Below are 24,171 nucleotides of genomic sequence, written 5' to 3' on the forward strand. Positions count from 1 at the left end.
GCTTTATTTCCTTTCCTGCGTTTATTTGAATGCTACAGTTGAAAAGTGAATTTTATTAATGCCATTCTTCCTCTGATTAAATACCTGCTCATCGATGACATACCTGCTGTAACTCTCAATAATTCATACTCATTTACATTTGCAAGGTTGGTACAGTCCAGCTCAATATCTGTTTTCCATTTCTTTAAGTTGTAGCGCACTTTTGCATCTGCGAACCAATACTGTACATCGCTTCCGCTATTATTCCAGCTACTGATATTTCTCGCCTGAACCTGAAAAAGAAAATCCTTAAATAAATTAAAGGTGGCAGTAAACTGCTGATCAATTCTGTACATTTCGGAGGAGGTACTGTTTTTGATTTGCTGTTTCATGGTTTGATAACTGAGACTGCCGTTATAATTAAAGTTAATGCGTTTAAACAAACGTGTATCCAACCCTAATGAACCACTGAGTGTGTTAAACTTTGTAGGAATGAGTTCATCGTTAATTAACTGTCGTGAGTTGGTTTCTCCGTAAGCTGTTTTAACGGAAATAGTACTTTTCAGAAAATAAGAATATTTACTACCGCCCAATGTACCCTGAATACTTTCCATAATATTAGGAACAGGTAACAATACTGATTCCTGTACATCGTCGGTTAAAGAATATGCAAGAATTGAGTTTACTTTTTCGCGTGAGTAAGTAATGCCAGCATTCAGGAAAAACATTTGAATCGTTCGCTGCAGGTTGTAGCGGATGCCTGCCTGGTGCGATTGGGCTTCCTGTAAAATGGCATTATTTGCTTGTAGCGAACGATAATTGGTTAAAATAACTGCCCGATATATGCTGTTAATATCTGAAATAGAGTTATTGAAACTATAAGATAATTGTAAAAAATCTTCTGTGCTCGTATACCATCTTGCACTGAGCGAAGGCGTAAACCAAACTCTTTTTTGTTGCTCTTTCATCGAAAACTCTTCTTGCTGATAGCGGATTGATTGCAGTATCAGTGGCAGCGAAATACTGGTTTCATATTTACCTTTTTTCGACCATCCGTAAAGTGCTGTAAAAGTAGCTGAAGTATTATTCCATTTCAGGCGATTGGTAGTGCTGTCAACTAAAGTCCAGTTATGATTATTCTGCTGCAACAACAGGTCTGAATTCAATTCTTTATTCTCCTGTAACAGAACAGCACTATACTGTTGTCTGAATATACCTTTTGATATTAAGTAATTAGTGGCTATCCGGTTTTTAAAAGCCGGCATATCGGCAGTTTGCCGCATGGCTGTATAGGGAATACCATTGTTAAGAATATCAGCATGTAAACCGTCATCAACATATAATTGCTGCGGACGTTTGCTGTAATTAAAACTCCACGCAAAATCAAGTATCCCTCTTTGTTTTATTGAAGGGGTGAAATTGAATGCATTTGCAATAGTAAAAGGTTTTTGACGGAGGTTTTGGGAGAATGAATTCTGGTGTGTTGTAAGCTGGTTAGGATCGTGAATGCCTTCCGCTTCCACTGTCAGGCGGTTACTTAAATAGTATCTTTCTTTATTGGCCATTATGGTAAATGCACCATTCAATATCCACGGCTTTTTTTGAATGTTTTGTTGTTCAAAATAACGAATGGTATCAGTGGCTGTATACAATTCGGTAAAGCTATTGTATTCCTGTGTTTGCCGGTCGGTAAAAGCCTGAATATTGGTTCTGAATTGAAACTGATTTTTAGTGTTCACAAGAAAATTGATATTGGCAAGTCCGGAACGGTTGAAATAATAATTGCGTCGTGGAAGATCGGGGTTACCGGCTGTTCCTGATGACAATAGCTGTGAGGAAGAAGCGGATAATTGATTTTCTGTAAAACCACCCATACGTGTTATTTCATTACGGTAATCCTCACCTGTATTATTGATTTTTAAAGTGTTGAGTGTTTTTACTTTTTTGTTTAATAATACAGTATTCAGATTAGATGTTAGCAGTTTGGGGGCACCTATGCCAATCATTGCCTGACCGGATAGTGCCCAGCTATTTTCATCTTTTAAAACAAGATTAAGACCTATATTATCAGTAGGTTTTTTATTTCTTAATACTTTAACGGGTTGATGATTCTGAATAACATCTACACTTTCGATCATTTCTTTTTTGATAACTTTTGTAGCACCTCCGTAGCGGCCATCCATCAAGTCATCGTCGTGCATATAGAGATTCGAAATTTCTTTTCCGTTATAATAGATCTTTCCGCTTTCATCTATGTCAAGGCCCGGCATTCTTTTTATTACATCGGCAATACTGCGGTCTTCATCTTTAGCGAAAGAAGATACTTTATATCTTGTAGTGTCGCCACGGGTAATGATGGGTGGTTGTTTAACTACTACCTGACTAAGTATTTCAGCTGATTCGTCCATTGTAAAATTATAAATGAACTTACCCTTTTCAATCAATTGCTGTAAAGATTGGTAGCTGATATGTTTAACTTCAAGGTTTGTTTTTTTGACGAATACAGTGTCTGCAACCACCAGTGAAAATTCTCCTTTTGTATTGGTAACGGCATACTTTAGTACTAGGTTTTTTTCGTTTTTAATTAAAATGGTAACCCCCGCGAGAGGGCTACCCGATTTGTCTTTCACGGTACCTTTAATAGATTGCTGCGCCTGGCTGAGCAAACAGCATAAGGTGAAAAGGGTTGTCAGCAATAATGAATTCATTATTTCAGTTCTAGGGGATTACTTAATACAGCTTTCGTCTTTTTTCTTTTTTCTTCCAATAAGCGGTGTGCCGCTTCATCTGAATGAAACTTATCATTACGGTCTCTGAAACGGAACAGGATGTTGCCGGTTACACCTGTTTGTGCCTGAACAACACCGGAAGGGTTTTGGTCAAAACCATCTTTTGCTTTGTTGAAAGCTGATTGCGTAACACTCACAGGTTCTTTGTACAATTCATTTTGAGTCATTTCTCCTTCCCTGGCCTGTGCTATTCTGTTGAATATAAAAAAGACTTCACCTTTGTCATCGGTGGCTTCCAGAATAGTTCCCGGTAAGCCATTGAGTTTCCAGGGACCTGCCTGGGAGGGAAGTTCGGTGGTAAACCATGCGGTGTATTTTCTTCCTGCAAAAGTGCCGGTGGCTTCCTGACAGGTATATTCGCCTACTTGTTTGGTATTAGACGTTATCTGCCAGTTGATAGTAGGATATGATTCTTTAATAGAATATAGCATTACACCTACTGATGCCGTTTTTTGAATTTCTTTTTTTGAATGGTTAAAGAATAAAGCATCGTCTGTAATTCCCCAGTCGTTTACGATGGCCATCGGGCGTCCTACAGCTGTTATGGTAACAGAACCGGGTGGGGGTGGAGGCAGTAACTCTTTTTTTTGTATAACCGCTTCAAAATCTAATCTTCCATAAGCACTACCTTCAGGAGATACGCGCAGCACGAGTTTCTCATTATGTAAAGTATCGTTTTTGGCCTTGTTCAGGAGATGAATAAATTGATACTCTACTTTAAAGAGCATTGGTTCGGGTTGTTGCGCCCGGGCAGAAACTGTAATGAATGCTGAAGCTGCCAGTAGTAATGATTTTAGCATATAATATATTTTAAATCTACGAATGTTTCGTAAATGTACGTAAATATTGTATTTATTACGAATGTTTCGTAGTATTTTTTTATCATGGGTATTAATTGATTGATATTTAGTTGTTTGTAGTCGGTCTGAGAGGTTGAAAAATCAGACTTTGTAAGCAGACATTTTTGCTATAATTTTGCGTACCTAAAATTGTAAACCAGCTCAGGCCATGTAGGCAGTTGAGTGAAAACATTGTACATTTTTATATGGCAAATACATCAGATATCAGCCGTGGCATGATTCTTAAGCTAGATGGCAACCTTTACTCTGTAGTGGAGTTTGGAGAAAACAAAACTGCACGTGCTGCCGCAAAAGTTTGGGCAAAACTAAAAGGTGTTGACAACAAACGCAGCATTGAGAAAACATGGAACTCTGGCGATACTATCTACCCTGTTCGTGTAGAGCGTAAACCTTTCCAGTTTTTGTATAAGGATGATTCAGGGTATAACTTCATGGATAATGAAACTTTTGAACAAATTGCATTAGGAGAAGATCTGATCGATGCTCCTCAATACCTGAAAGACGGTTCAGAAGTAAGTATCATGGTGAATACAGAATCAGAAACACCGATTGGTGTTGAGTTACCTGACAAAATTGTGTTGAGAGTAACTTATTCTGAGCCTGGTATCAAAGGTGATACAGCTACCAGAACTTTAAAACCTGCAACGCTTGAAACAGGTGCTTCGATTAACGTGCCTTTATTTGTGAATGAGGGCGAGTTAATTCGTATCAATACGAAAACGAACGAGTACGTTGAGCGTGTAAAAGAATAATTGTAATTGGCTGCTGTAAAAGCAGCCTTTTTGCTTTGCAATATTTGGATAATAGCATACGTTATTGTCCTTTTTTATATAATGAAAATCGGGTGAAACACCTTGAGGTTGAGCATTTTTTCAACGAAAAGGTAATTTTTTGGTGACATTTAATGATGAATCATTAACTTAGCCGACTGTTTAGCCCGTATAATTAGAAATAAAAGCTTAAAAAATGGATTTTAAACAAATACAGGAGTTGATCAAAATGATCAATAAATCCAACATCGGTGAAGTAAGCATTGAGGAAAAGGGATTTAAAGTAACGATCAAACAAAAAGAAGACCCTGTTCAACAAGTGATTGCTACTGCGCCTGCAGCTATTCAGGCATATGCTCAGCCTTCTGCTGCTCCGGCGTCAGTTACTGCCGCAACCCCAACTTCTGCTGCAGAAAAACCTAAAGCTGCTGATGTTGAATCAAGCAACTACATTACTATCAAATCTCCAATGATTGGTACTTTCTATCGCAGCGCTTCTCCGGGTAAACCTACATTTGTTGAAGTAGGTACGGAAATCGCTCCGGGTAAAGTAGTTTGTATCATCGAAGCAATGAAATTATTCAACGAAATCGAAGCGGAAGTAAAAGGTAAAATCGTAAAAATATTAGTGGACGATGCTTCTCCAGTTGAATACGACCAACCTTTATTCTTAGTGGAACCTATGTAATCTTTTATTGAATAGGTTACAGACGCCATTGTTGAATACTTAATTAAAAAGAATGTTTAAAAAAATATTGATTGCTAATAGGGGAGAGATAGCCCTTCGCATTATTCGTACATGTCGCGAAATGGGTATCAAAACCGTAGCAGTATATTCTACCGCTGATAAAGATTCGTTACATGTTCGCTTCGCTGATGAGGCGGTATGTATCGGTCGTCCTGCCAGTGCTGAATCATACTTAAACATCCCCCATATCATGGCAGCTGCTGAAATTACCAATGCAGATGCTATTCACCCGGGTTATGGATTCTTAGCAGAAAATGCACGTTTTGCTGAAATCTGCGGAGAACACGGTATTAAATTTATCGGTCCTACTCCGGAACAAATTCGTTTAATGGGTGATAAAATCACCGCGAAAGATACGATGATCAAAGCCGGGGTACCGGTTATTCCTGGTAGCGATGGATTATTGGATAGTCTGGAACAGGCAAGAGAATTGTCTGTTGCAATGGGCTTCCCGGTAATTCTGAAAGCTACTGCAGGTGGTGGTGGTAAAGGTATGAGAGTGGTATGGAAAGAAGATGAGTTGGAAAGAGCTTACAATACCGCAAAAACAGAAGCAGGCGCAGCTTTCAAAAACGATGGTATTTACATGGAGAAATTCGTTGAAGAACCTCGTCACATTGAAATTCAGATCGCCGGCGATCGTTACGGTAAAGTTTGTCACCTTTCTGAAAGAGATTGCTCTATTCAACGCCGTCACCAGAAGTTAGTAGAAGAATCTCCTTCTCCGTTTATGACACCTGAATTACGTCAGAAAATGGGTGAAGCAGCTATTAAAGCAGCTTCTGCTATCAATTATGAAAGTGTAGGTACTATCGAGTTCCTGGTTGATAAACACCGCAACTTCTACTTCATGGAAATGAATACCCGTATCCAGGTAGAACATTGTGTTACGGAAGAAGTTACTTACTTCGACCTGATCAAAGAACAAATTAAAATCGCTGCGGGTGAAGCGATCTCCGGTTTAAATTACGAACCTCAAATGCACGCCATTGAGTGCCGTATCAACGCCGAAGATCCGTATAACGATTTCAGACCTTCTCCTGGTAAAATCACTGTTTTGCACCAGCCGGGGGGGCATGGAATTCGTGTTGACTCTCACGTTTATGCAGGATATGTAATTCCTCCTTACTACGATTCAATGATTGCAAAAATTATTGCAATCGCACGTACCCGCGAAGAAGCGATCAATACCATGAGCCGCGCATTAAGTGAGTATGTAATCGAAGGAGTCAAAACTACTATTCCTTTCCATCAGCAATTAATGAAAAACGAAGACTTTATCAAAGGTAATTTCAACACTAAATTCCTTGAATCTTTCGAGATGAAATAGTAAAGTCTCTTTTGTTATATCTGTTTTAAAAAAATAGCTGACTATACATAGTCAGCTATTTTTTTGTATAAGTAAATTGAAATGTCAGAAAATTCATCGTATTCTTCCTGAAATGGGTGGATGCTGATTTTCACAGCAGCTTTTCTATACTGCTAAATGGATGAATCTATTTTTTAGATAGTCTCGATTAACTCATCTACCAGATGCTCCACACCGTAAAAACCAGCCAGCTTTCTGATCACTCCTTCAACAATGGCATCCGGGCAAGAAGCGCCGCTCGACATTAATATTCTTACTTTCTCCTGAACCGGTAAATATTGTTCAATCGTCTGCTCGTGCTTCGTATGATAATTATAATGTAATACGGTGTTTTGATTTACTAATTTATCTGCCGAATTGATAAAGTAGACCGGTAGCACTTCTTCACACAGTTCTACCAGATGTGTAGTATTAGAAGAGTTATAACCTCCTACTACAATTGCAAGGTCTGCCGGGGTTTCAAGCAAAGCTTTCATTGCAGTCTGATTATCATTGGTTGCATAACACAATGTATCCCTGGTGTCGGCAAAATGATCCTGTACTTTGCCGTCTTCCAGTTGATAATACTCCCTGATAACGTTTTTTAAATATTCTGCAATGGCCTGTGTATCGGTTGCCAGTTGGGTGGTTTGGTTTACTACTCCGATCTTGGTCAGATCAGTTTCCGGGTCAAAGCCTTCTGTGTAGCGACCTGCAAAATCCTTATAAAACTGCTCTTTAGATAATTCTTTGCGAATGTATTTTGCCAGCAGTTCGGTTTCATGCATATCATTTACCACTACTGCCGGAGCATTCTGGCCCGCATGTGAAAAAGTAGCTCTGGTTTCTTCATGCTGGGGTTTACCATGAATAATAATACTATATCCTTTCGTAGCAATTTGCTCGCTTCTGTTCCATACTTTTTCTACAAAAGGGCAGGTAGTATTGTATTTTTCAATCGGGATGCCCAATGATTTTAATTGAGATTCTATAGTAGTTGTAGTACCAAATGCCGGAATGATAGCAATATCTTCTGCAGACAATGAATCAAAAGGAATTAACTGATTTCCCTTTGTATCCTGTAAAAACTCTACTCCTTTCGATTTCAGGTCAGCATTCACCTGAGGATTGTGAATCATTTCACTCAACAGGTAAATCTTTTTATCAGGATGCTCGTCAATTGTTCTGAAGGCAATTTCAATAGCATTTTCCACACCATAACAAAACCCGAAATGCCGGGCCAGATAAATTTCCAAAGGACCAATCTCCAATAAAGTTGGAGTAAAGTCTTTCTTCATTTTATCAGCAGCTTTTCTTTTGTTCTTTACAGCGGTAATTAAAGGGCTCCGATATGTTATTGGTACATTGAATGTTTTCATTCTATAGTAATATCAACCACAAAGTTACATAAAATAAAACACCTGTGGGATTAGAGTTCCACAGGCGCTTAAAATAATAGAATGTATTAAAAATGAGCTATTTCCATGATTGGTCAGACATTACCGTTCCCTTCTCTTCCGGAATGATCATTTCTTTCGGAGCATTCGGCAAAACTTTCTTCAAATGGGGTAAAGTAGCTTCATTCAGGTAAAAGAATTTCCAGCTCGGTGCATTCGGAGAGCGGATAAAAATAATGGGTGCTTCAAATTCGCCGGCGCCGAATATACCTGCATCCAGCTTTAATACCTCATAACCTGTGTAATATTCAGCATTATCTGATTGATACAAACGTGATATTACTTTGAAGTCAACCGATTGTATACGCATATCATTGAGCGTCTCCACCATATCACTTGCACTGGCAGTGGCGTTTGGAAGTTTTAGTTTGGCTCTGATGAAAAACTCATATGCCTGAAATTGATAATATTCGGTATAAGCACCGTTCATCAGTTTTTGTTTCCAGATGGTAAAGTGACGGTTGAGTAAACTATCAGTTTCAGCATTTTGTGCTGTCAGGGAGCCCGTCTGGAAAAATAAGCTGCCGATCAGTAGTAAAGAGGTTAACTTTTTCATACTTTAATGTTATAACAAATTTAATAACGATGCATTTATTAAATTAGCGTATGGCTAGAAAATTTAAGATGCTCGATTGGGTGAGTAAATCGGTTATTTATGAAGTAAACATACGCCAGTATACGCAGGAAGGCACTTTTAAGGCCTTTGCCGATCATGTACCGCGTTTGATTGACATGGGGGTAAATGTATTCTGGCTCATGCCTGTTTATGCCATCAGCAAAGAAGGCCGTAAAGGAACTTTAGGCAGCTATTATGCTATTCAAAATTATACTGCGATAAATTCTGAGTTCGGCTCTATGGATGATTTTAAAGAACTCGTGCAGCTGATTCAGCAAATGGGGGGAAAGGTGGTGTTAGACTGGGTGGCCAATCATACCGGCCTCGATCATGTCTGGACTGTGCAGCATCCCGGCGCTTATATGAAGAATGAAAAAGGTAAATTTTATGAGCGTAACGGCTGGGATGATGTGATCGACCTGAACTATTACGATGGAAAAATGAGGACAATGATGAAAGAGGATATGTTGTATTGGGTAAATGAAGGTGGTATTGACGGATTTCGTTGCGATATGGCTCATCTGGTACCGCTGGACTTCTGGTACGAGGCCCGAACCTTTCTTGATCAGCGTAAAAAACTATTATGGTTAGGTGAAACAGAAACCGCCGCTTATCTGGATGTATTTGATGTTTGTTATGCCTGGAAATGGTTACATGCATCGGAAAGTGTAGTGAAAGAAAAAATGTCAGCCGCCGAATTTGATTTACTGGAAAAAGAATATCAGTATAATTTCACAAAAGGGTGCCTGCCTATGTTTTTTACCAGTAACCACGATGAAAACTCCTGGAATGGTACCGAATATGAACGCTATGGAGATAAAGCCCTGCCTTTCGCTGAACGTACTTTTCAATTGGGAGGAGTGCCGTTGATTTATTCAGGTCAGGAACTTCCCCTGAAGAAAAGATTAGCGTTTTTTGATAAAGACGAAATACCCTGGCATGAAGGAATGCAATTGCATGGTTTTTATAAAGAGTTAATCCGGAAATTTAAAGAGAACCGTTAGTGCTGTTTTATGGTTGCTATACCCTGATGAACAGGAGGATGGTATGAATCATTAAATAGGTGGTTGTATAAATTCTTGTTTGCTGAATAATTTATTACTCATCTTAATTTTTGTGCATGAAAAAAATAATTGGTCTTGTTCTGATCGTACTGGCTTTTGCCGGTTGTAAGAAATCATCTTCAGAAGATGGTGAATATTACGTAAAGTTTAAAGTCAATGGCCAGCAGGTAGAATACCGTAAGCAAATTATGAATAACAATGTATTATTGATAAATGCAGGGGCGGATGGTTTTTATTATGCAACTATCACCGGCATGCTCGATACACATGATGGTGTATCCTCTTTCCTGAATAATTTTATTCAGATTTCGGTGAAAGATACAGTGGCCGTTCGTCAGGGTTTTGTTTATAATTTACAGGACGGTGTTACCAATAACGGATTCAATCATCCCCGAATTATATTGACCTATACTGATGACGGAGGTACAACCTATACTGCCAGCATGTTGCGCAGTAGTTATCCCAATATCAATATATTAAATGAAACGCAGGTGGTATTTTCAGAAATAAACGGCTCGTATGCTAAAGGAACTTTCACCGCAACCGCTTTAAAATCAGGTTCACTTACAGAAACTATTGCAATTACCGACGGCGAATTTTACCTGAAAGTATCAGGTCCGCAATAAAATATTAGTTTATCTTAAAAGCCTCCTTTTATCAGAAAAGGAGGCTTTTTTTATTAATATGAATTTTTATGTTGACCATAAAATTGTTATTAAGCTTATTGGTACACCTGTTTATCTTTTTCTAAGTATTTATTCGTATCTGAATGAAGTGTGATGCGTTTTATTAAATATGTTTAGCTGCGTCACTTCTGTTTGATGATTAAATGATTGTATTTTTTCAGAACGGGAATGATTGGTTGCTGTTTTTTGCAGATATACTACTTTAGTGTATTTTTTAACATTATAGTGTGTTATAACTGGTTAGTAAAGTCGAATATCTGTTTTGTTGCTTATATTTATTAAGGGTTAGGGCTAATACTTAATTTGTAAGGTTCTTTCCTTTGTATTTAATGACTATTGTTCACTTTAACTTCAATAACACAATTATGGAAAAGATTTCTTCTAAGCTCTTTCTTTTTGTATGTGCAGCAATGATGGTTTTTTCTCTTTCTGCTTTTTCTAAAGGAAAAGATCCGGTATCTCCTAAAGGTTTGCCCGGTGACGGTGGGGGAGAAGGTTTTTATGTTATCTGTGCAGAGTCTACACCGGTAGGAACACATACCTGGAGAAACTATTATATTATTGTTGACGGATCCGGTAATATTATCAGCAACTATACGATCATCTCTTCTCAACCATGTGGTAGTGTTGGCGGCCCGGGTGGTGGTTGGGATTAGTGAAAACTAATTGACTTTGTATGTTAAAAATAAAACGGCCCCTTATTAAAGGGGCCGTTTTTATTTTTCTTACAGTATCTTATTTGATTGCATCTACATTCACATCGATCGGATATACACCGGCATACCCAGGATAAATTCCTTCGATTTTTATAGAGCCTTTCGCATTTTCTATCACTTTAATAAAGTCTTCTTTTGTTTTGATTTCTTTATTATCCGCTTTAACAATTACATAGCCTTCCTGTACTCTTACCTTGCTGAATAATCCGTTTGGTTTGATGGCTCTTAATTCAACTCCTCCGTTAATACCTAACTCTTTTGCATTTTCTGAAGGAATGGTAATTAATTCAGCTCCGATTCTGTCAGGAGAGAATTTTACAATATCAGTACCTCCTGTAAGGTTCTTTAAAGTAACGGTAGAGGTTAATTCTTTGCCTTCTCTTGCATAAGAAACCACTATTTTATCACCAGGAGTTTTTGATGCCAGTGCCCCCACTAAATCAGCATTGCTGGTAATAGGAGTTTGATCTATTTTTGTAATAATATCTCCTTTTTTGATACCGGCTGCTTTGGCTGCACTGTTTTCCTGAACTTCCTGTACCTGTACACCCTCTCCATCTTTCAAGCCTTCTTTTAGTTTAATTTCTTCCGGTAAATTTTCTTTTGCATAACTAATACCTAAGTAGGCTCTTTGAACTGTTCCGTATTTAATTAAATCATTCACAATCTTTTTTACGATGTTTACAGGAATGGTGAATGAATATCCTGCATAACTACCGGTCGGGGATGCGATCGCAGAGTTGATACCAACTAATTCACCTTTAATGTTTACCAGCGGACCACCACTGTTACCTGGGTTTACTGCTGCATCCGTTTGTATAAATGATTCAATCGGGCTACTGCTCTGACGGCTGTTAATATCTAATGTACGGCCTTTAGCACTTACGATACCCGCTGTTACGGTTGTTTGTAAGCTTAAAGGATATCCTACAGCCAGTACCCACTGCCCGACTTTCACCAGGTCTGAATTTCCATATACAATAAATGGTAATCCTTTTGCATCAATTCTGATCACAGCGATATCCGTACTCGGATCGGATGCAATCAGTTTTGCTTTAAATGATTTTTTGTTGTGAAGGGTTACTGTAATTTCTTCAGCACCGGCAATCACGTGGTTATTGGTAACAATATAACCGTCATCGCTGATAATAGCACCTGAACCTGAACCGGTTCTCGGCATTGAACGTGGCATTGAAGGACCAAAGAAATCTTCGAAGAAATCATCAAATGGTGATGACTGCCTTGGTAAATTGTTTGTTTGTGCTTTTACTACGGTTTTAATGTGCACGGTGGCCGGAATTACTGAAGCGGATGCTGCAGAAAAATCTGGGTAGTTCACCGAATTATCATCGCCTGCCATACCTACATAATTAGCGGGAATGGCTTGAACCGAGTCGGAATTACCAACACTGTACTTGTATATTTTTTGATTACTCAATTGTTGGTATCCCCATAAAGTAGCAACAGTTGTCGCTGCACTGATCAAAACGACTGTTACAATCTGTTTAAACTTCATAATCTTACACTTTTTGTTTTTTGACTTGCCTTTCAACTACCAAGTTAAAAAGAAAAACAATATTTTGAAAGTACTTTAAAGCATATTTAACACTCTTTTACGCTTAGTATTGCTGCCTGTTTTTCAAATGAAAATTTTTATTTATCTGTTGAAGTTAGCTTTAACAAAAATGTTAAAGTATCTACTCCGTCGGCATACTGATCGGGTTTCGGTTGCTGCGCAGTACCGAAAGAAATATATTCTCTTCCCACGATACACTGTAATTCATCCTTTTTTTCTATCAGACTATTAACTATTTCTGTAGTTCCGTTCTCGTAAAATTCATAGTTTAACTGGCTCACCGGAGAGAATAGTTGCTGATTTTCATGCAAAACAAGGGCGGGAGTACTCATGTAGTACTGTTTCCCCAATATGAGTACGGCTAACTGATAATCGTAATTGTTTTTGTATTTATGATGCTCTTCCATCCAGTTATACTTCTTAAACACCTCCAGCAATGGTTCAAACGCATACCCTTTAGGAACGTAAATTTTGGTAACGTTTCTGCATCCCATCCCGAAGTACAAAAAAACATCGTCTGCCAGTGCGGCGAGTTCTTCTGCCGTCTCATCACCGGTTAATATAGCAACCGAAGTGCGGTTTTTGCGGATGATATGGGGATATTTTTGAAAATAGTGTTCAAAATAGCGGGCCGAATTGTTTGATCCGGTGGCGATATAAGCATCGCAGTTTTTAAGAATTTCATGAAATTCAAAATAAGGTGCCGCCGCAGGGTTCCATTCGATCATTTTTTCTATAAAATGTCTGATTAATACCTCGTCTTTACCCGAAAGTTTTATAGCGGCAATATTTCCGGTAAGAAACACACATAACAGGTCATGAAAACCAACCAGTGGTATATTTCCGGCCATCACGATGCCCACCCGCTTTGGAGCATAGTTTTCAGCGGGAATATCATACTTTTTTACCCAGGCCAGTAAGTCTTCCTCCTGTAAATATCCGTCTGCAATATTTTGAACAGATATGTCAATAAACGCTGGAATAAACCAGTTGTTTTTCAAATATGCCTGATTTTTAGCTACTTGTAAGGACTCATCACCCCCTGAAATATAGTTTCTTAAACGAAACAGCAGCTCAATACGTTGTTGTAATCTCATTCCGTCTTATCTTTGTATGCAAAAGTAATAGTATTCAACTCAATAAAATCGACAGCTATGGCTATTAAAATAACTGATGAGTGTATAAACTGTGGCGCATGTGAACCTGAATGCCCGAATAATGCCATTTATGAAGGTGGGGTAGAGTGGGCTTTAGCAGACGGAACCAGCCTTAAAGGCGCTTTTACATTAATGGACGGCTCTGTGGTGAATTCAGATGACCGTTTTGCTCCTATCAGCGTAGATACATATTATATCGTTCCTAATAAATGTACAGAGTGTCAGGGTTTTCACGAAGAACCACAGTGTGCGGCTGTTTGTCCGGTTGACTGTTGTGTGCCGGATGAAATGTATGAAGAAACGGTAGAGCAACTCATGGAGAAAAAAGAAAAATTACACCTGTAAAATCAAATTTGGTCATTTGTGTAAAAAATCGTATCTTAATAGTATGTAGTGCCCGTCATTACATACGTAAAGTGGGTGATATTTCCCACTGATAAAGGTGAAGAGTTAACATTCTTCACCTTTCTTGTTATAAGAAAAATGTTGAAAATCAATACGGATTTCGTTTATTTGTTTAAAATATTCAGTTAAAGATCATGAAACCCAAAATAGCACTCATCACGGGTGGGTACTCTAACGAAGCGATCGTATCTTACAAAAGTGCCCGGACCATAGAAAATAACGTCGATAAAGACAAATACGACCTCTATAAAATTGATATTCATCCCGCTGGCTGGTTTTATCTGAACGGTGAAGAAAAAGTACCTGTAGATAAAAACGATTTCTCCATTACCCTGAATGGCAATAAAATAACATTTGATGCGGTATTGGTAGGATTACACGGTACTCCGGGTGAGGATGGTAAATTACAGGGTTATTTCGACCTGTTGAATATTCCTTATACTTCCTGTGATGCGGCTACTTCCGCATTAACCATGAATAAACGTTACACCGTAGCAGTTGCTGCTTTCGGAGGCATTAGCGTTGCTAAATCATTACACCTCTTCCGTGATTTCCCTACTCCGGCTGCCGAAATTCTGGCTCAGCTGAGTTTGCCTTTATTTGTAAAACCTAACAGCGGTGGTTCCAGCATCGGAATGAGCCGGGTGGATAAAGCAGAAGAGCTGGCTCCCGCACTTGAAAAAGCTTTCAAAGAAGATAGTCAGGTATTGGTAGAAGAATTTATTTCCGGCAGAGAGTTCACCGTGGGTGTATATCGTAAAAATGGTACAGTAACCGTATTGCCGATTACTGAAATCAAAGCACTCAATCATTTCTTCGATTTCGAAGCGAAGTATGAAGGCAAAAGTGTGGAAACCACCCCTGCCGAAATAGTTCCTGAAATGAAGGAAAAAATAGAAAATACCGTTAAAAATATCTACGAGGTGTTTAATTGCAGAGGAGTTGTAAGAGTAGATATTATCTTTAACGAAGAAAAAAATGTTCCCTACATGTTAGAGATCAATACCGTGCCCGGCCAGTCTGACGCATCGGTTATTCCTCAGCAGGTGAGGGCATCAGGCGGTAACCTGAAAGATTTCTATGGAGAAATTATTCAGGAAGCACTCGCCAGAAAATAATTGATTCATATAATTTAGTTTGATGGTGTTTAAATTCATTACTTCCAAACCCCTGTGGGTAAATATATTGGCAGGCCTCGGCGTATTGCTGATCGTTCTGTTTGTATTCTTACAGTCATTGAAACTGATTACCAAACACGGACATACCTTACATATCCCGAATGTAATCGGTAAATCATTGCAGGAAGCTGAAAGTATTTTATCTGCCCAGGGTTTTGAAGTGGAACTACAGGATTCTATTTATCAGAAAGATGCGCCGGCCGGTATGGTATTACGCCAGTTTCCCGATGCGAATGAAACCGTAAAAATTAACAGAACCGTTTACATCACTATTAATCGCTGGGTGGCCCCTTTGATTGATATGCCGAAATTTGAAGGGTTAAGTTTCAGAAGTGCAGAAGTGTCTATTAAACAGCTGGGGTTGTTGTTGGGGGATACAAGTTATCGTCAGGACTTCGCCAAAAATGCCGTATTGGAACAGCGTTATCAGGGCAAAAGAATAGAACCCGGTAAGAAAGTACCGCTCGGAAGTAAAATAGACCTTGTACTCGGAAGTGGATTAAGTAATATCGCTTTTTCAGTACCGGATCTATTCGGAATGACTTATGCCGATGCTAAAATTCTGCTTGAATCAAATAACCTTTATACCGGTTTGGTTTTCTTCGACAGAGACGTAACCGATACAAATAGTGCTTATATTTATAAACAAACTCCTGAGCGTATTACGGCAGACAGACGGATTAATAAAATCCGCCGCGGTGAAACGATCGACCTTTGGATGAGTACGACGTTGCCGGTTAGAAAAGTAGATACCTCAGTGAGCAATAATATTGATCAACCTTATTAAATTTTTTTTATGGAAAACATTACTGTTGAAGAGTTGAAAGCCCGCCTCGATGCCGGTGAAAATGTAGTACTGGTAGACGTTAGAGAAGCTGGTGAACACGAAGAATTTAATATCGGCGGTGTTTTACATCCATTGCCAAAAATCATGCAGATGGATATAGAAGCCATTGAAAACCTGAAAGACGGTGAAGTGGTACTGTATTGCAGAAGTGGTAACAGAAGCGGACAGGCTGCCATGATGTTAGAAACGATGGGCTTCTCCGAAACCAAAAACCTGGTAGGCGGAATGCTCAAATGGAGAGAAACTTTCGGCGGATAAAAGATAATAAAACAAAGGGCGGTGTTAACACCGCCCTTTGTTTTTATAACTTGATGTTCAAAGACAACATCCAGTTGGTTCCTGCCATAGGATAATAATAATTTTCAGTATAGAATTCTCCGCCGGCTAAATAAGAAAACGTATAGCCGTTTGATTCATACATTTTATTGAATACGTTGTTTACCTGGAAAACTAATTGCGACTCTTTGAATACTACTTTCTTTAAATCGTAACTCAACTGTATATTCTGATTGTAAAACCCGTTAATGCTTCTGTTTTTGTTACCGGTATTATCCAGAAACTGACGGTCTACAAATTTGCCCAGTAAATGAATATTGAATGCGTTAAATGGTGTTATTCTCAAATTATAACCACCCACCCATTTAGGTGCAAATGCAATCGGTGTATTGGAGAAATCTTCAGAAATCTGATCGTCATTATCATAATTATCATAAAATGCAGTGAAGCTTTTGATACGGTTTTTGCTCCACGCCAGGTTAGCAGACAAATACGCCCATGAACTTAGCTGAACATTTCCCTCCAGTTCAACACCCATGCGATAGCTTTTATCTACATTGGTTCTGGCATAAGCGCCCACATCATTCACTTTACCTGTTAAGATCAGCTGGTCTTTGTAATTCATGTAATAGAAGTTAATACCTCCTCCTAACTGTGCATTTCCTTTCTTAACACCTAATTCAATATTTTGCAGTTGCTCATGTTTGGGTTTCTCACTTGGCTTTACTTCAAAATCATCACGGTTCGGTTCTCTGTTTGAAATAGCAAAAGATGCATAAGCGGTGAGGTCATTTACTATATAAGAAACCCCGATTTTCGGATTAACAAAATTCCAGGTATTGAGATGATTCACGGAAGGCGCTTTTCTGTAACCGTAAATTGCATAGTGAACATTTCTGTATTGTACATCTGCAAACAGATTCCAGCGATCAATTGTTCTCAGGTATTTTGCATAAAAGTTGACATCATTTTTATGTGCAGGTAAACGGTACCATTCAGTTCCGTCCTGAATACCATGTTCAGACCAGATGATTCTGCCGATGTGATGGCCTTCATAACGGTTCCACCCGCCACCGAATGTAAATTCGTTTTGTTGATTTGATTTCTGAATAGAAAATACCTGACCGTAGTAATCGTTATCCAGCCAAAGCTGACGGATCATATCTCCACGCTCAAATGTTACACCTCCAATAGTCGGTTCAGGTAAACCATAATCTTCAGCATATTTTTGTCTGGCTCTGTACTCTTCATAATAACCTTTTCCGATTGTCCAGAAAAGCGCTGTATTGAATTTCCATTGTTTACCGAGGTCGTGGTTAAAGAAAAGCTGGAAATGGTCTTGTTGATAATTATCTGTTTCATTAGGGTACGGACTGCCCGGGCGTTCTGTGCCCGATACGTTATAAGTTCTGTCAGTTTTTAATTTATCTTCTGCAACACCATTCCAGGCAAGATAGGTTCTCTCTTTACCGGAGAAAACGTTTAGGCGTACAGATGATTTTTCGTTCATCCATGCACCGGATAAATAGAATGATTTCAGATCGGTACTGGCTCTGTCAACATAACCGTCGCTGCTTACTTTCGATAAGCGAACATCTACGGTGAAGTGATCATCAATTAAACCGGAACCGGCTTTGATTGTATGTTTTCTGGTGTTAAAAGAACCGATGCTGTTATTAATATGGGCATAGGCTGAATCTTTCACACCGTTCGTATTTAAGTTGATAGACGCTCCGAATGCAGCTGCACCGTTTGATGAAGTGCCTACTCCCCGTTGAATTTGCACATCTTCCAAAGAAGAAGCGAAGTCAGGAAGGTTTACAAAAAAAGCGCCCTGAGATTCCTGGTCATTGTAAGGAATACCATTTAATGTAATGTTTATTCTGGTGCCGTCTGTACCTCTGATACGCATACCTGTATAACCTACTGCATTACCTGCATCAGAGTTTGCTACCAGTGAAGGAGTGTTTTGTAAGAGGAAAGGAAGGTCTTGTCCGTTAAGATTTTTTTCAAGATCTTTCGCAGTGAGTTTTGATTGTGTAAATGGCATTTTCTCACCGGCACGGATTGCTTTTACTTCGATAGGTTCCATATAACCGGCCCTTTCTGTAAGTTGAATAACATGTGGCGTAGTTTGTTTTTTCAACGTGGTGCTATACGGATTGTAACCCACCGCAGTAATGTGAATGCGAACAGAATCGCTGTTTGAACTAAATCTGAAATAACCATTTGCATTTGCAGAAATGAAAATGTTCTGCGGTAATTGAATAGAGGCGAATGGGATAGGCTCATTGTTTTGATTGGTAACAGTACCAACAAATTGAGCATTGCTTAATAATGCAATAAATAGTAAGCATATCCCCAAAATCAATTTTTTCATTCATTAAAACTTTAAAGAACCGTAGTTCTTTCATTAAAAAAATATGTTTTGGAGGAAATGCTGCGAATAGGAGATGCACTATGCATTGCATAGTGTAGAACTAACTCCCTGCGCAGGCATTACCCTGTTCAGGTTCTACGGGTATTATCTCAGCCTTTTAATAAAAAGCACCCCGGTAAACCAATCTACTTTGGCCAAAGTAAAAAGCAAAGTTACTCTGAAATTTATTTTAAAAAAATTTAATTATTAAAGCCCATCTTTCAACCGATGTTAATGTGTTGAAAGATGGGCCTTTATATTAAACCTGTTCATTGAGTGTTTACTGTTCTGATTGTATTTTCTCCAGTGCTTTTGTAAAAAAAGCTTTTATTCTTTCATCAGTAGCAGAACCGGCTAATTGTTGTAATACTTTGATATGTGTAAAGCGAAGTGCTTCTTCTTTGGTGGCAGTAAAGTCTGGTTGAACGCCCGCACCCTCCCAATTAGTTTTGGTAATGGGGTTAATGGCTTTTCCGGTAGGAATAAAAGCGGAAAATTTCTCTGTCAGTTGAATTTCTCTTCCGGGGTTAGCACCACCACCGGTAGCAGTTCCGACAGTAATGGCTCTTTTCAGTGATTGCAAATCGTAAGTGAACTCCTCACCAGCCGAAAATGTGCTTTGATCGGTCAGTAAATATACTGGCTTGTGGAGATAGCGGTTGCCTGCAACATCGGGTAATGTCCAGAATTCAACGGTTTTATTTCCTTCACGCCAGTATAAATCGTTGAGATGAACGACCGGAGTGTCAAAAAAGTAACTGGCTAAATATTGCACCATGGCAGGGTCACCGCCATGATTAGGTCGGAGGTCAATAATAAGAGCATCGGTATTGGTCAAAAAGTTCATAGCAGCAGCAGCGGTTTGTGCTGCCTCCGCCACCGGAAAAAATGATTCTATTTTTAGATAGCCGATATTTCCTTCCAGAATATCCGCTTTAGCAAAACCGAAATTCTTTTGTACTTTAAACCGTTGTCGCTTTAGCACTTCTTCTTTGTCATCATGATTAATTATACTGATCGTCTGGTTATTGTCGCCACGAAAATAAATATTCAGATGATTGTCGTTGGCAAACCTTCGAAGTTGCTGCGTTAAAGTATCAGCAAAAGACTTCGGGTTGTCAATGCCGTTATAGTATCCTTGTTGATGGTACAGGCGTAACGTTTTTTCTAATTGTATTGCTGTTTCCGGAAAAACATAAAAATCATGAAGCTTTTTTATCAGAGAATCCAATACTTGATTATGCGATTGTTTACTAGTAACAGCAGTGGCCTTCTCTACTTTTTTTTGAGCGTAGGAAAATTGTACATATAGTGTAAGTATCAATAAAAAGGAAAGTTGTTTGGACAGGCTATTTATCAAAATGTTTTTCATATAAATAAAATTGAATATCTGTATAGGGTGAAACTTGGGTCTATCTATAAAGATGCATTGTCAGAAATATTCCACAGTCGGTACGAAAAGTGAAATTTTCATGAAAAGGGGGAAGCTAATTAATTGTTTCAGGATAAGAAAATTAATATGTACTCTATTGATTATCAGTATTCGTTGAAGTTTGGAAAATATGCTGAGAAAAATAAAAAAAATATTTTTTTCGGCTGTAACATTTGAAACCTTGTAACGTATAACTATTATAAACTCACCCAAGCTATTTAAAACAAAATGAAAATGAAGAAATTATATATGTTATTACTTGCTGTGCTGCCTTTACTGGCGGTTGCTCAGGATAAAATAATGCAAGATGATAATGTAGTGGTTCGTGTAGTGCCCGAATTCCATAGTGTAAGAGTAAATTCTGCCATTAACCTGTATTTATCAAAAGGCAACGAAACAAAAGTAGCCGTAAGTACCTCAGACAAAAGTTTAATTGATAACCTGACTACCATCGTCAATGACGGCGTTTTATATATAGGGTTTAAAAATAAAATCAATACCGGAAAATTGAAGCTGAATGCATATGTTTCTTATGAGACATTGCGTTATCTCCAGGCTTCCGGCGCAACGGATGTAAAGTTCATAGAGCCATTGGAGCAGGAAGAATTTGAATTATCTGCCAGTGGCGCCAGTGATGTAACTATCAATCTGAAAGTAAAAACGCTGACGGTTAAAATTGCCGGCGCCAGTGATGTGAAAGTGACTGGTAAGGCAGAGTCTGCAAAACTAGCGGTAAGCGGCGCCAGTAACTTCAAAGGGTTGGGGCTGCAAACAGCTGATGCCATGATCAGTACTACCGGTGCTTCGGATGTAAGTATTCAGGTTAACAAATCGATTTATGTAGCTGCCAGCGGCGCCAGTTCTGTAAAATGGAAAGGTGACGCTAACGATAAAGAAATCAGAACCAGTGGCGCCAGTTCTGTAAAGAAAGTAAACTAAAGTATAGAAAGTATAGCCCTGATATTAATGGAGAATTGAAAGTTGAAAGTTGAAAACGGGAAAACAGCTGTTACAATAAAGAATTGGTCTTATGCTATTCCCCTTCATCCACAATTTTCAATTCTCCATTTTCCATTTCTTAACTCCTTTCAGATTGAAAATCAGAATATTTTGAAACTTTTTTTAAAAAGATTTGGTGGTTAATGAAATATTGTTATCTTTGCACTCCCGTTACGGTAAAACGAGCGGTCAATAGCGATAAAAATTGAAACTAATTATATCGCGAAGTAGAGCAGCGGTAGCTCGTCGGGCTCATAACCCGAAGGTCGGAGGTTCGATCCCTCCCTTCGCAACTCAGGAAGGAGATTCTGCTTAGAGTCTCCTTTTTTTATTAGTATAATCTGAATGTTGATTTTACCTTTGCAAACGATGAAAGCAGGATTTGTAAATATTTTTGGTAAACCGAATGCCGGCAAAAGCACTTTGTTAAACGCCATCTTAGGAGAGCGTCTGGCCATCGTTTCACCTAAAGTTCAAACAACGCGCCATCGTATTAAAGGAATTGTTACAGAATCCGAATACCAGATCATTTTTTCAGACACACCGGGTATTATTTCACCCAAATATAAGTTGCAGGAAAAAATGATGGATGCCGTAAAAAGCGCTCTGGAAGATGCGGATGTAGCCATATTGCTGGTAGACATAAATGATGATTACCAGGCGGCACATGAATTGTTTGATGCATTGAAGTTAAGAGTGCCGGCACTGGTGCTGTTAAATAAAATCGACAAGGCTAAAAAATCAAAAATTGATACCGTTCAGCAATTTTTCAGTGAGAAGGGATATTGTAAAAAAGTTATCTCAATCTCTGCATTGCAGAATATTGGTGTGGAACAGGTAATTCCTGAAGTGTTAAATTATTTACCTGAAAGTGAACCTTTCTTCGGTGAAGACGAATTAACAGACCTGCCTACCCGCTTTTTTGTAGCTGAAATGGTGAGAGAAAAGATATTTGAATTGTATCAGGAGGAAATTCCTTATCATACAACAGTGCAGATAAGAGAATTTAAAGAAAAATCAACCCTGACTAAAATTTCTGCAGATATCATTGTTCAGCGCGAAACGCAAAAAATGATTTTACTGGGAGAAAAGGGATCGATGATAAAAAAACTAGGCACCGAATCGCGCATTTCGATCGAACAGTTTCTGGATAGAAAAGTATTTCTGGAACTTTTTGTAAAAGTTCGTCCGAAATGGCGTGACAATGATTTGTTTTTGAAAGAATACGGATATCACTAAAATATAGTATCGAAATGGCTGGTTATACAGTTGCAATAGTAGGAAGACCTAATGTGGGAAAAAGTACCTTCTTCAATCGTTTGCTCGAATCTCGTAAAGCGATTGTAGATGATGTTAGCGGAGTTACCCGCGACCGTCAATACGGAATTGCCGATTGGAACGGTAAATCTTTTAACGTAATTGATACGGGTGGGTTTGTTCCTCAAAGTGAAGATGTTTTCGAAATGGAAATCCGCAAACAGGTAAATATCGCTTTGGAAGAAACCAATGCGGTTATTTTTATGTGCGATGCCGCTACCGGAATCACTGATCTGGATGAAGCAATGGCAGACCTGCTTCGCCGTACTTCAAAACCTGTATTCCTCGTTATAAATAAAGTTGACAACAACGAACGCCTGCTCGAAGCAACTGAGTTTTACGGACTCGGTTTCGATAATATATTCTTTGTTTCGGCAATGTCGGGTAGCGGAAGTGGTGATTTGCTCGACGCTATTACGGAAAATATCACCGACGAACTGAGCCAGCAAACTGAAGAAAAAGATGCGTTGCCGAAGTTTGCAATTATCGGTCAGCCCAATGTTGGAAAATCATCTTTACTGAACTCATTGGTAGGGCAGGAAAGAACGATTGTAAGTGATATCGCAGGAACTACCAGAGATACTATCCATACACACTATAACCTTTTCGGAAAGGAATTTATTCTGATCGATACAGCGGGTATCCGCCGGAAAACTAAAGTGCACGAAGATCTTGAGTTCTATTCTGTTATCCGGGCTATTAAAGCAATGGATGAAGCGGATATTTGTTTACTGGTATTGGATGCCCAAAAAGGTATTACCGCTCAGGATTTAAGTATTTACTCGCTCGCCGCCAGAAAAGGAAAGGGAATTGTAATCTTAGTAAATAAGTGGGATACTGTTGAAAAAGAAACCAATACCGCCAGAGATTATGAAAAAGAACTGAAAAACCGCCTGGCTCCTTTTAACGACGTGCCGATTATTTTTATCTCGGCTACTGAAAAGGTGAGAATTCATAAAGCTATTGAGTCTGCATTACAGGTTTATGAAAATAAATCTAAAAAAATACCTACTTCAAAGTTAAATGATGTAATTCTGAAGGCCATAGAAACTTATCACCCACCGGTGGTAAGGGGGCACGCGGTTAAGGTAAAATATATTACCCAACTGCCTACCCATGTACCGTCTTTTGCCTTTTTCTGTAACTTCCCCGATGATATTAAGCAGCCGTATAAGAACTATCTTGAAAATCAATTAAGAAAGAATTTTGATTTTTCAGGCATTCCGGTAAGGCTGTTCTTCAGAAAAAAATAAATTTTCAGATACAATAAATATTTAGTATCTTTTAAGTATAAACGTGTATTGTTAAAAGATTTATTACTTTAATGGCTCATATTCAATACATTCTTTATTTGACTTCGATAATAATCCGATAGGCATATAAATCTTTATGAAAAACTCCCGTTAAGGGAGTTTTTTTATACTTGCAAGATTCTAAAGGATTCTTATTTTTACATAATTATTCAATTGAAGGTCTGATCAGCGCTTACTGAAAAACCTCAATCTTCCAGAGAAACCACTTCCACATATCCT

General features: G+C 38.6%; 21 protein-coding genes, 1 tRNA gene and 1 riboswitch. Of the genes, 14 read left to right on the forward strand and 8 right to left on the reverse strand.

The annotated features are described in order from the left end of the window. Positions 1-32: 32 nt before the first annotated feature. Positions 33-2,687 (reverse strand): carboxypeptidase regulatory-like domain-containing protein, encoded by a 2,655-nt coding sequence (locus D9O48_RS03620; RefSeq protein WP_126970655.1) that lies wholly within the window; start codon positions 2,685-2,687, stop codon positions 33-35. Then, positions 2,687-3,568: a GLPGLI family protein gene (locus D9O48_RS03625; protein ID WP_126970657.1), complete on the reverse strand. Its 882-nt coding sequence runs from the start codon at positions 3,566-3,568 to the stop codon at positions 2,687-2,689. Before D9O48_RS03625 ends, D9O48_RS03620 begins: the two co-directional genes overlap by 1 nt. A 245-nt stretch (positions 3,569-3,813) precedes the next feature. On the opposite strand from D9O48_RS03625, the gene efp reads away from it, so the two are divergent. The 3 genes from efp to accC all read left to right on the forward strand — a co-directional run bounded on the left by efp (position 3,814) and on the right by accC (position 6,476). Further along, the gene (gene efp, locus D9O48_RS03630) at positions 3,814-4,380 is read left to right on the forward strand and encodes an elongation factor P (protein WP_126970659.1); all 567 of its coding nucleotides are present in this window, start codon (positions 3,814-3,816) and stop codon (positions 4,378-4,380) included. Positions 4,381-4,594: 214 nt separating this feature from the next. Next, entirely contained in the window at positions 4,595-5,086 is a 492-nt protein-coding gene (gene accB / locus D9O48_RS03635; protein WP_126970661.1) for an acetyl-CoA carboxylase biotin carboxyl carrier protein, read from the forward strand. Between the two features lie 52 nt (positions 5,087-5,138). Beyond that, positions 5,139-6,476 carry an acetyl-CoA carboxylase biotin carboxylase subunit gene (gene accC, locus D9O48_RS03640; RefSeq protein WP_126970663.1) on the forward strand — a complete coding sequence of 446 codons (1,338 nt, stop codon included), beginning with the start codon at positions 5,139-5,141 and terminating at the stop codon, positions 6,474-6,476. A 173-nt stretch (positions 6,477-6,649) separates the two neighbouring features. Here accC and D9O48_RS03645 read toward each other — a convergent pair whose 3' ends face one another. Together D9O48_RS03645 and D9O48_RS03650 are read right to left on the reverse strand one after the other, a co-directional pair. Next, positions 6,650-7,873, reverse strand: coding sequence for a 4-hydroxy-3-methylbut-2-enyl diphosphate reductase (locus D9O48_RS03645; protein WP_126970665.1), 1,224 nt, complete (start codon positions 7,871-7,873; stop codon positions 6,650-6,652). Between the two features lie 97 nt (positions 7,874-7,970). After that, entirely contained in the window at positions 7,971-8,507 is a 537-nt protein-coding gene (locus D9O48_RS03650) for a hypothetical protein (RefSeq protein ID WP_126970667.1), read from the reverse strand. 50 nt (positions 8,508-8,557) lie between these two features. Between D9O48_RS03650 and D9O48_RS03655 the strand changes: the two genes are divergently transcribed. The 3 genes from D9O48_RS03655 (at position 8,558) to D9O48_RS03665 (ending at position 10,973) form a co-directional block, all read left to right on the forward strand. Continuing rightward, on the forward strand, positions 8,558-9,571 hold the full coding sequence (locus D9O48_RS03655) for an alpha-amylase family glycosyl hydrolase (RefSeq protein ID WP_126970669.1): 1,014 nt from the start codon (positions 8,558-8,560) through the stop codon (positions 9,569-9,571). A 116-nt stretch (positions 9,572-9,687) separates the two neighbouring features. After that, positions 9,688-10,257, forward strand: coding sequence for a hypothetical protein (locus tag D9O48_RS03660; RefSeq protein ID WP_126970671.1), 570 nt, complete (start codon positions 9,688-9,690; stop codon positions 10,255-10,257). Positions 10,258-10,682: 425 nt separating this feature from the next. Beyond that, positions 10,683-10,973, forward strand: coding sequence for a hypothetical protein (locus D9O48_RS03665; RefSeq protein WP_126970673.1), 291 nt, complete (start codon positions 10,683-10,685; stop codon positions 10,971-10,973). A gap of 79 nt (positions 10,974-11,052) precedes the next feature. On the opposite strand, the gene D9O48_RS03670 is transcribed toward D9O48_RS03665, so the two are convergent. Both D9O48_RS03670 and D9O48_RS03675 read right to left on the reverse strand, forming a co-directional pair. Continuing rightward, complete coding sequence (locus D9O48_RS03670) at positions 11,053-12,549, reverse strand: trypsin-like peptidase domain-containing protein (protein ID WP_126970675.1); 1,497 nt, start codon at positions 12,547-12,549, stop codon at positions 11,053-11,055. Positions 12,550-12,686: 137 nt separating this feature from the next. After that, positions 12,687-13,706: an acyl-CoA reductase gene (locus D9O48_RS03675; RefSeq protein ID WP_126970677.1), complete on the reverse strand. Its 1,020-nt coding sequence runs from the start codon at positions 13,704-13,706 to the stop codon at positions 12,687-12,689. 57 nt (positions 13,707-13,763) lie between these two features. Between D9O48_RS03675 and D9O48_RS03680 the strand changes: the two genes are divergently transcribed. The 4 genes from D9O48_RS03680 (at position 13,764) to D9O48_RS03695 (ending at position 16,454) form a co-directional block, all read left to right on the forward strand. Next, positions 13,764-14,111 (forward strand): 4Fe-4S dicluster domain-containing protein, encoded by a 348-nt coding sequence (locus D9O48_RS03680; RefSeq protein ID WP_126970679.1) that lies wholly within the window; start codon positions 13,764-13,766, stop codon positions 14,109-14,111. Positions 14,112-14,305: 194 nt separating this feature from the next. Beyond that, positions 14,306-15,289 (forward strand): D-alanine--D-alanine ligase, encoded by a 984-nt coding sequence (locus D9O48_RS03685; RefSeq protein ID WP_126970681.1) that lies wholly within the window; start codon positions 14,306-14,308, stop codon positions 15,287-15,289. Positions 15,290-15,311: 22 nt separating this feature from the next. Further along, entirely contained in the window at positions 15,312-16,136 is an 825-nt protein-coding gene (locus tag D9O48_RS03690) for a PASTA domain-containing protein (protein ID WP_233589168.1), read from the forward strand. Between the two features lie 9 nt (positions 16,137-16,145). Then, on the forward strand, positions 16,146-16,454 hold the full coding sequence (locus D9O48_RS03695) for a rhodanese-like domain-containing protein (RefSeq protein WP_126970683.1): 309 nt from the start codon (positions 16,146-16,148) through the stop codon (positions 16,452-16,454). Positions 16,455-16,497: 43 nt separating this feature from the next. On the opposite strand, the gene D9O48_RS03700 is transcribed toward D9O48_RS03695, so the two are convergent. Together D9O48_RS03700 and D9O48_RS03705 are read right to left on the reverse strand one after the other, a co-directional pair. Next, the gene (locus D9O48_RS03700; RefSeq protein ID WP_126970685.1) at positions 16,498-18,852 is read right to left on the reverse strand and encodes a TonB-dependent receptor; all 2,355 of its coding nucleotides are present in this window, start codon (positions 18,850-18,852) and stop codon (positions 16,498-16,500) included. A gap of 88 nt (positions 18,853-18,940) precedes the next feature. Further along, positions 18,941-19,037: riboswitch (TPP riboswitch) on the reverse strand. A gap of 134 nt (positions 19,038-19,171) precedes the next feature. Next, positions 19,172-20,263 carry a S41 family peptidase gene (locus D9O48_RS03705; protein ID WP_126970687.1) on the reverse strand — a complete coding sequence of 364 codons (1,092 nt, stop codon included), beginning with the start codon at positions 20,261-20,263 and terminating at the stop codon, positions 19,172-19,174. A 294-nt stretch (positions 20,264-20,557) separates the two neighbouring features. On the opposite strand from D9O48_RS03705, the gene D9O48_RS03710 reads away from it, so the two are divergent. The 4 genes from D9O48_RS03710 to der all read left to right on the forward strand — a co-directional run bounded on the left by D9O48_RS03710 (position 20,558) and on the right by der (position 23,892). Beyond that, the gene (locus D9O48_RS03710) at positions 20,558-21,262 is read left to right on the forward strand and encodes a head GIN domain-containing protein (RefSeq protein ID WP_158624805.1); all 705 of its coding nucleotides are present in this window, start codon (positions 20,558-20,560) and stop codon (positions 21,260-21,262) included. Between the two features lie 281 nt (positions 21,263-21,543). After that, positions 21,544-21,615, forward strand: a tRNA-Met gene (locus D9O48_RS03715). Positions 21,616-21,667: 52 nt separating this feature from the next. Continuing rightward, entirely contained in the window at positions 21,668-22,561 is an 894-nt protein-coding gene (gene era, locus D9O48_RS03720; RefSeq protein ID WP_233589169.1) for a GTPase Era, read from the forward strand. 14 nt (positions 22,562-22,575) lie between these two features. After that, on the forward strand, positions 22,576-23,892 hold the full coding sequence (gene der, locus D9O48_RS03725) for a ribosome biogenesis GTPase Der (RefSeq protein ID WP_126970691.1): 1,317 nt from the start codon (positions 22,576-22,578) through the stop codon (positions 23,890-23,892). The last annotated feature ends 279 nt before the right edge of the window (positions 23,893-24,171 follow it).

The organism is Gynurincola endophyticus, assembly GCF_003991195.1.
Taxonomy (GTDB): domain Bacteria; phylum Bacteroidota; class Bacteroidia; order Chitinophagales; family Chitinophagaceae; genus Gynurincola; species Gynurincola endophyticus.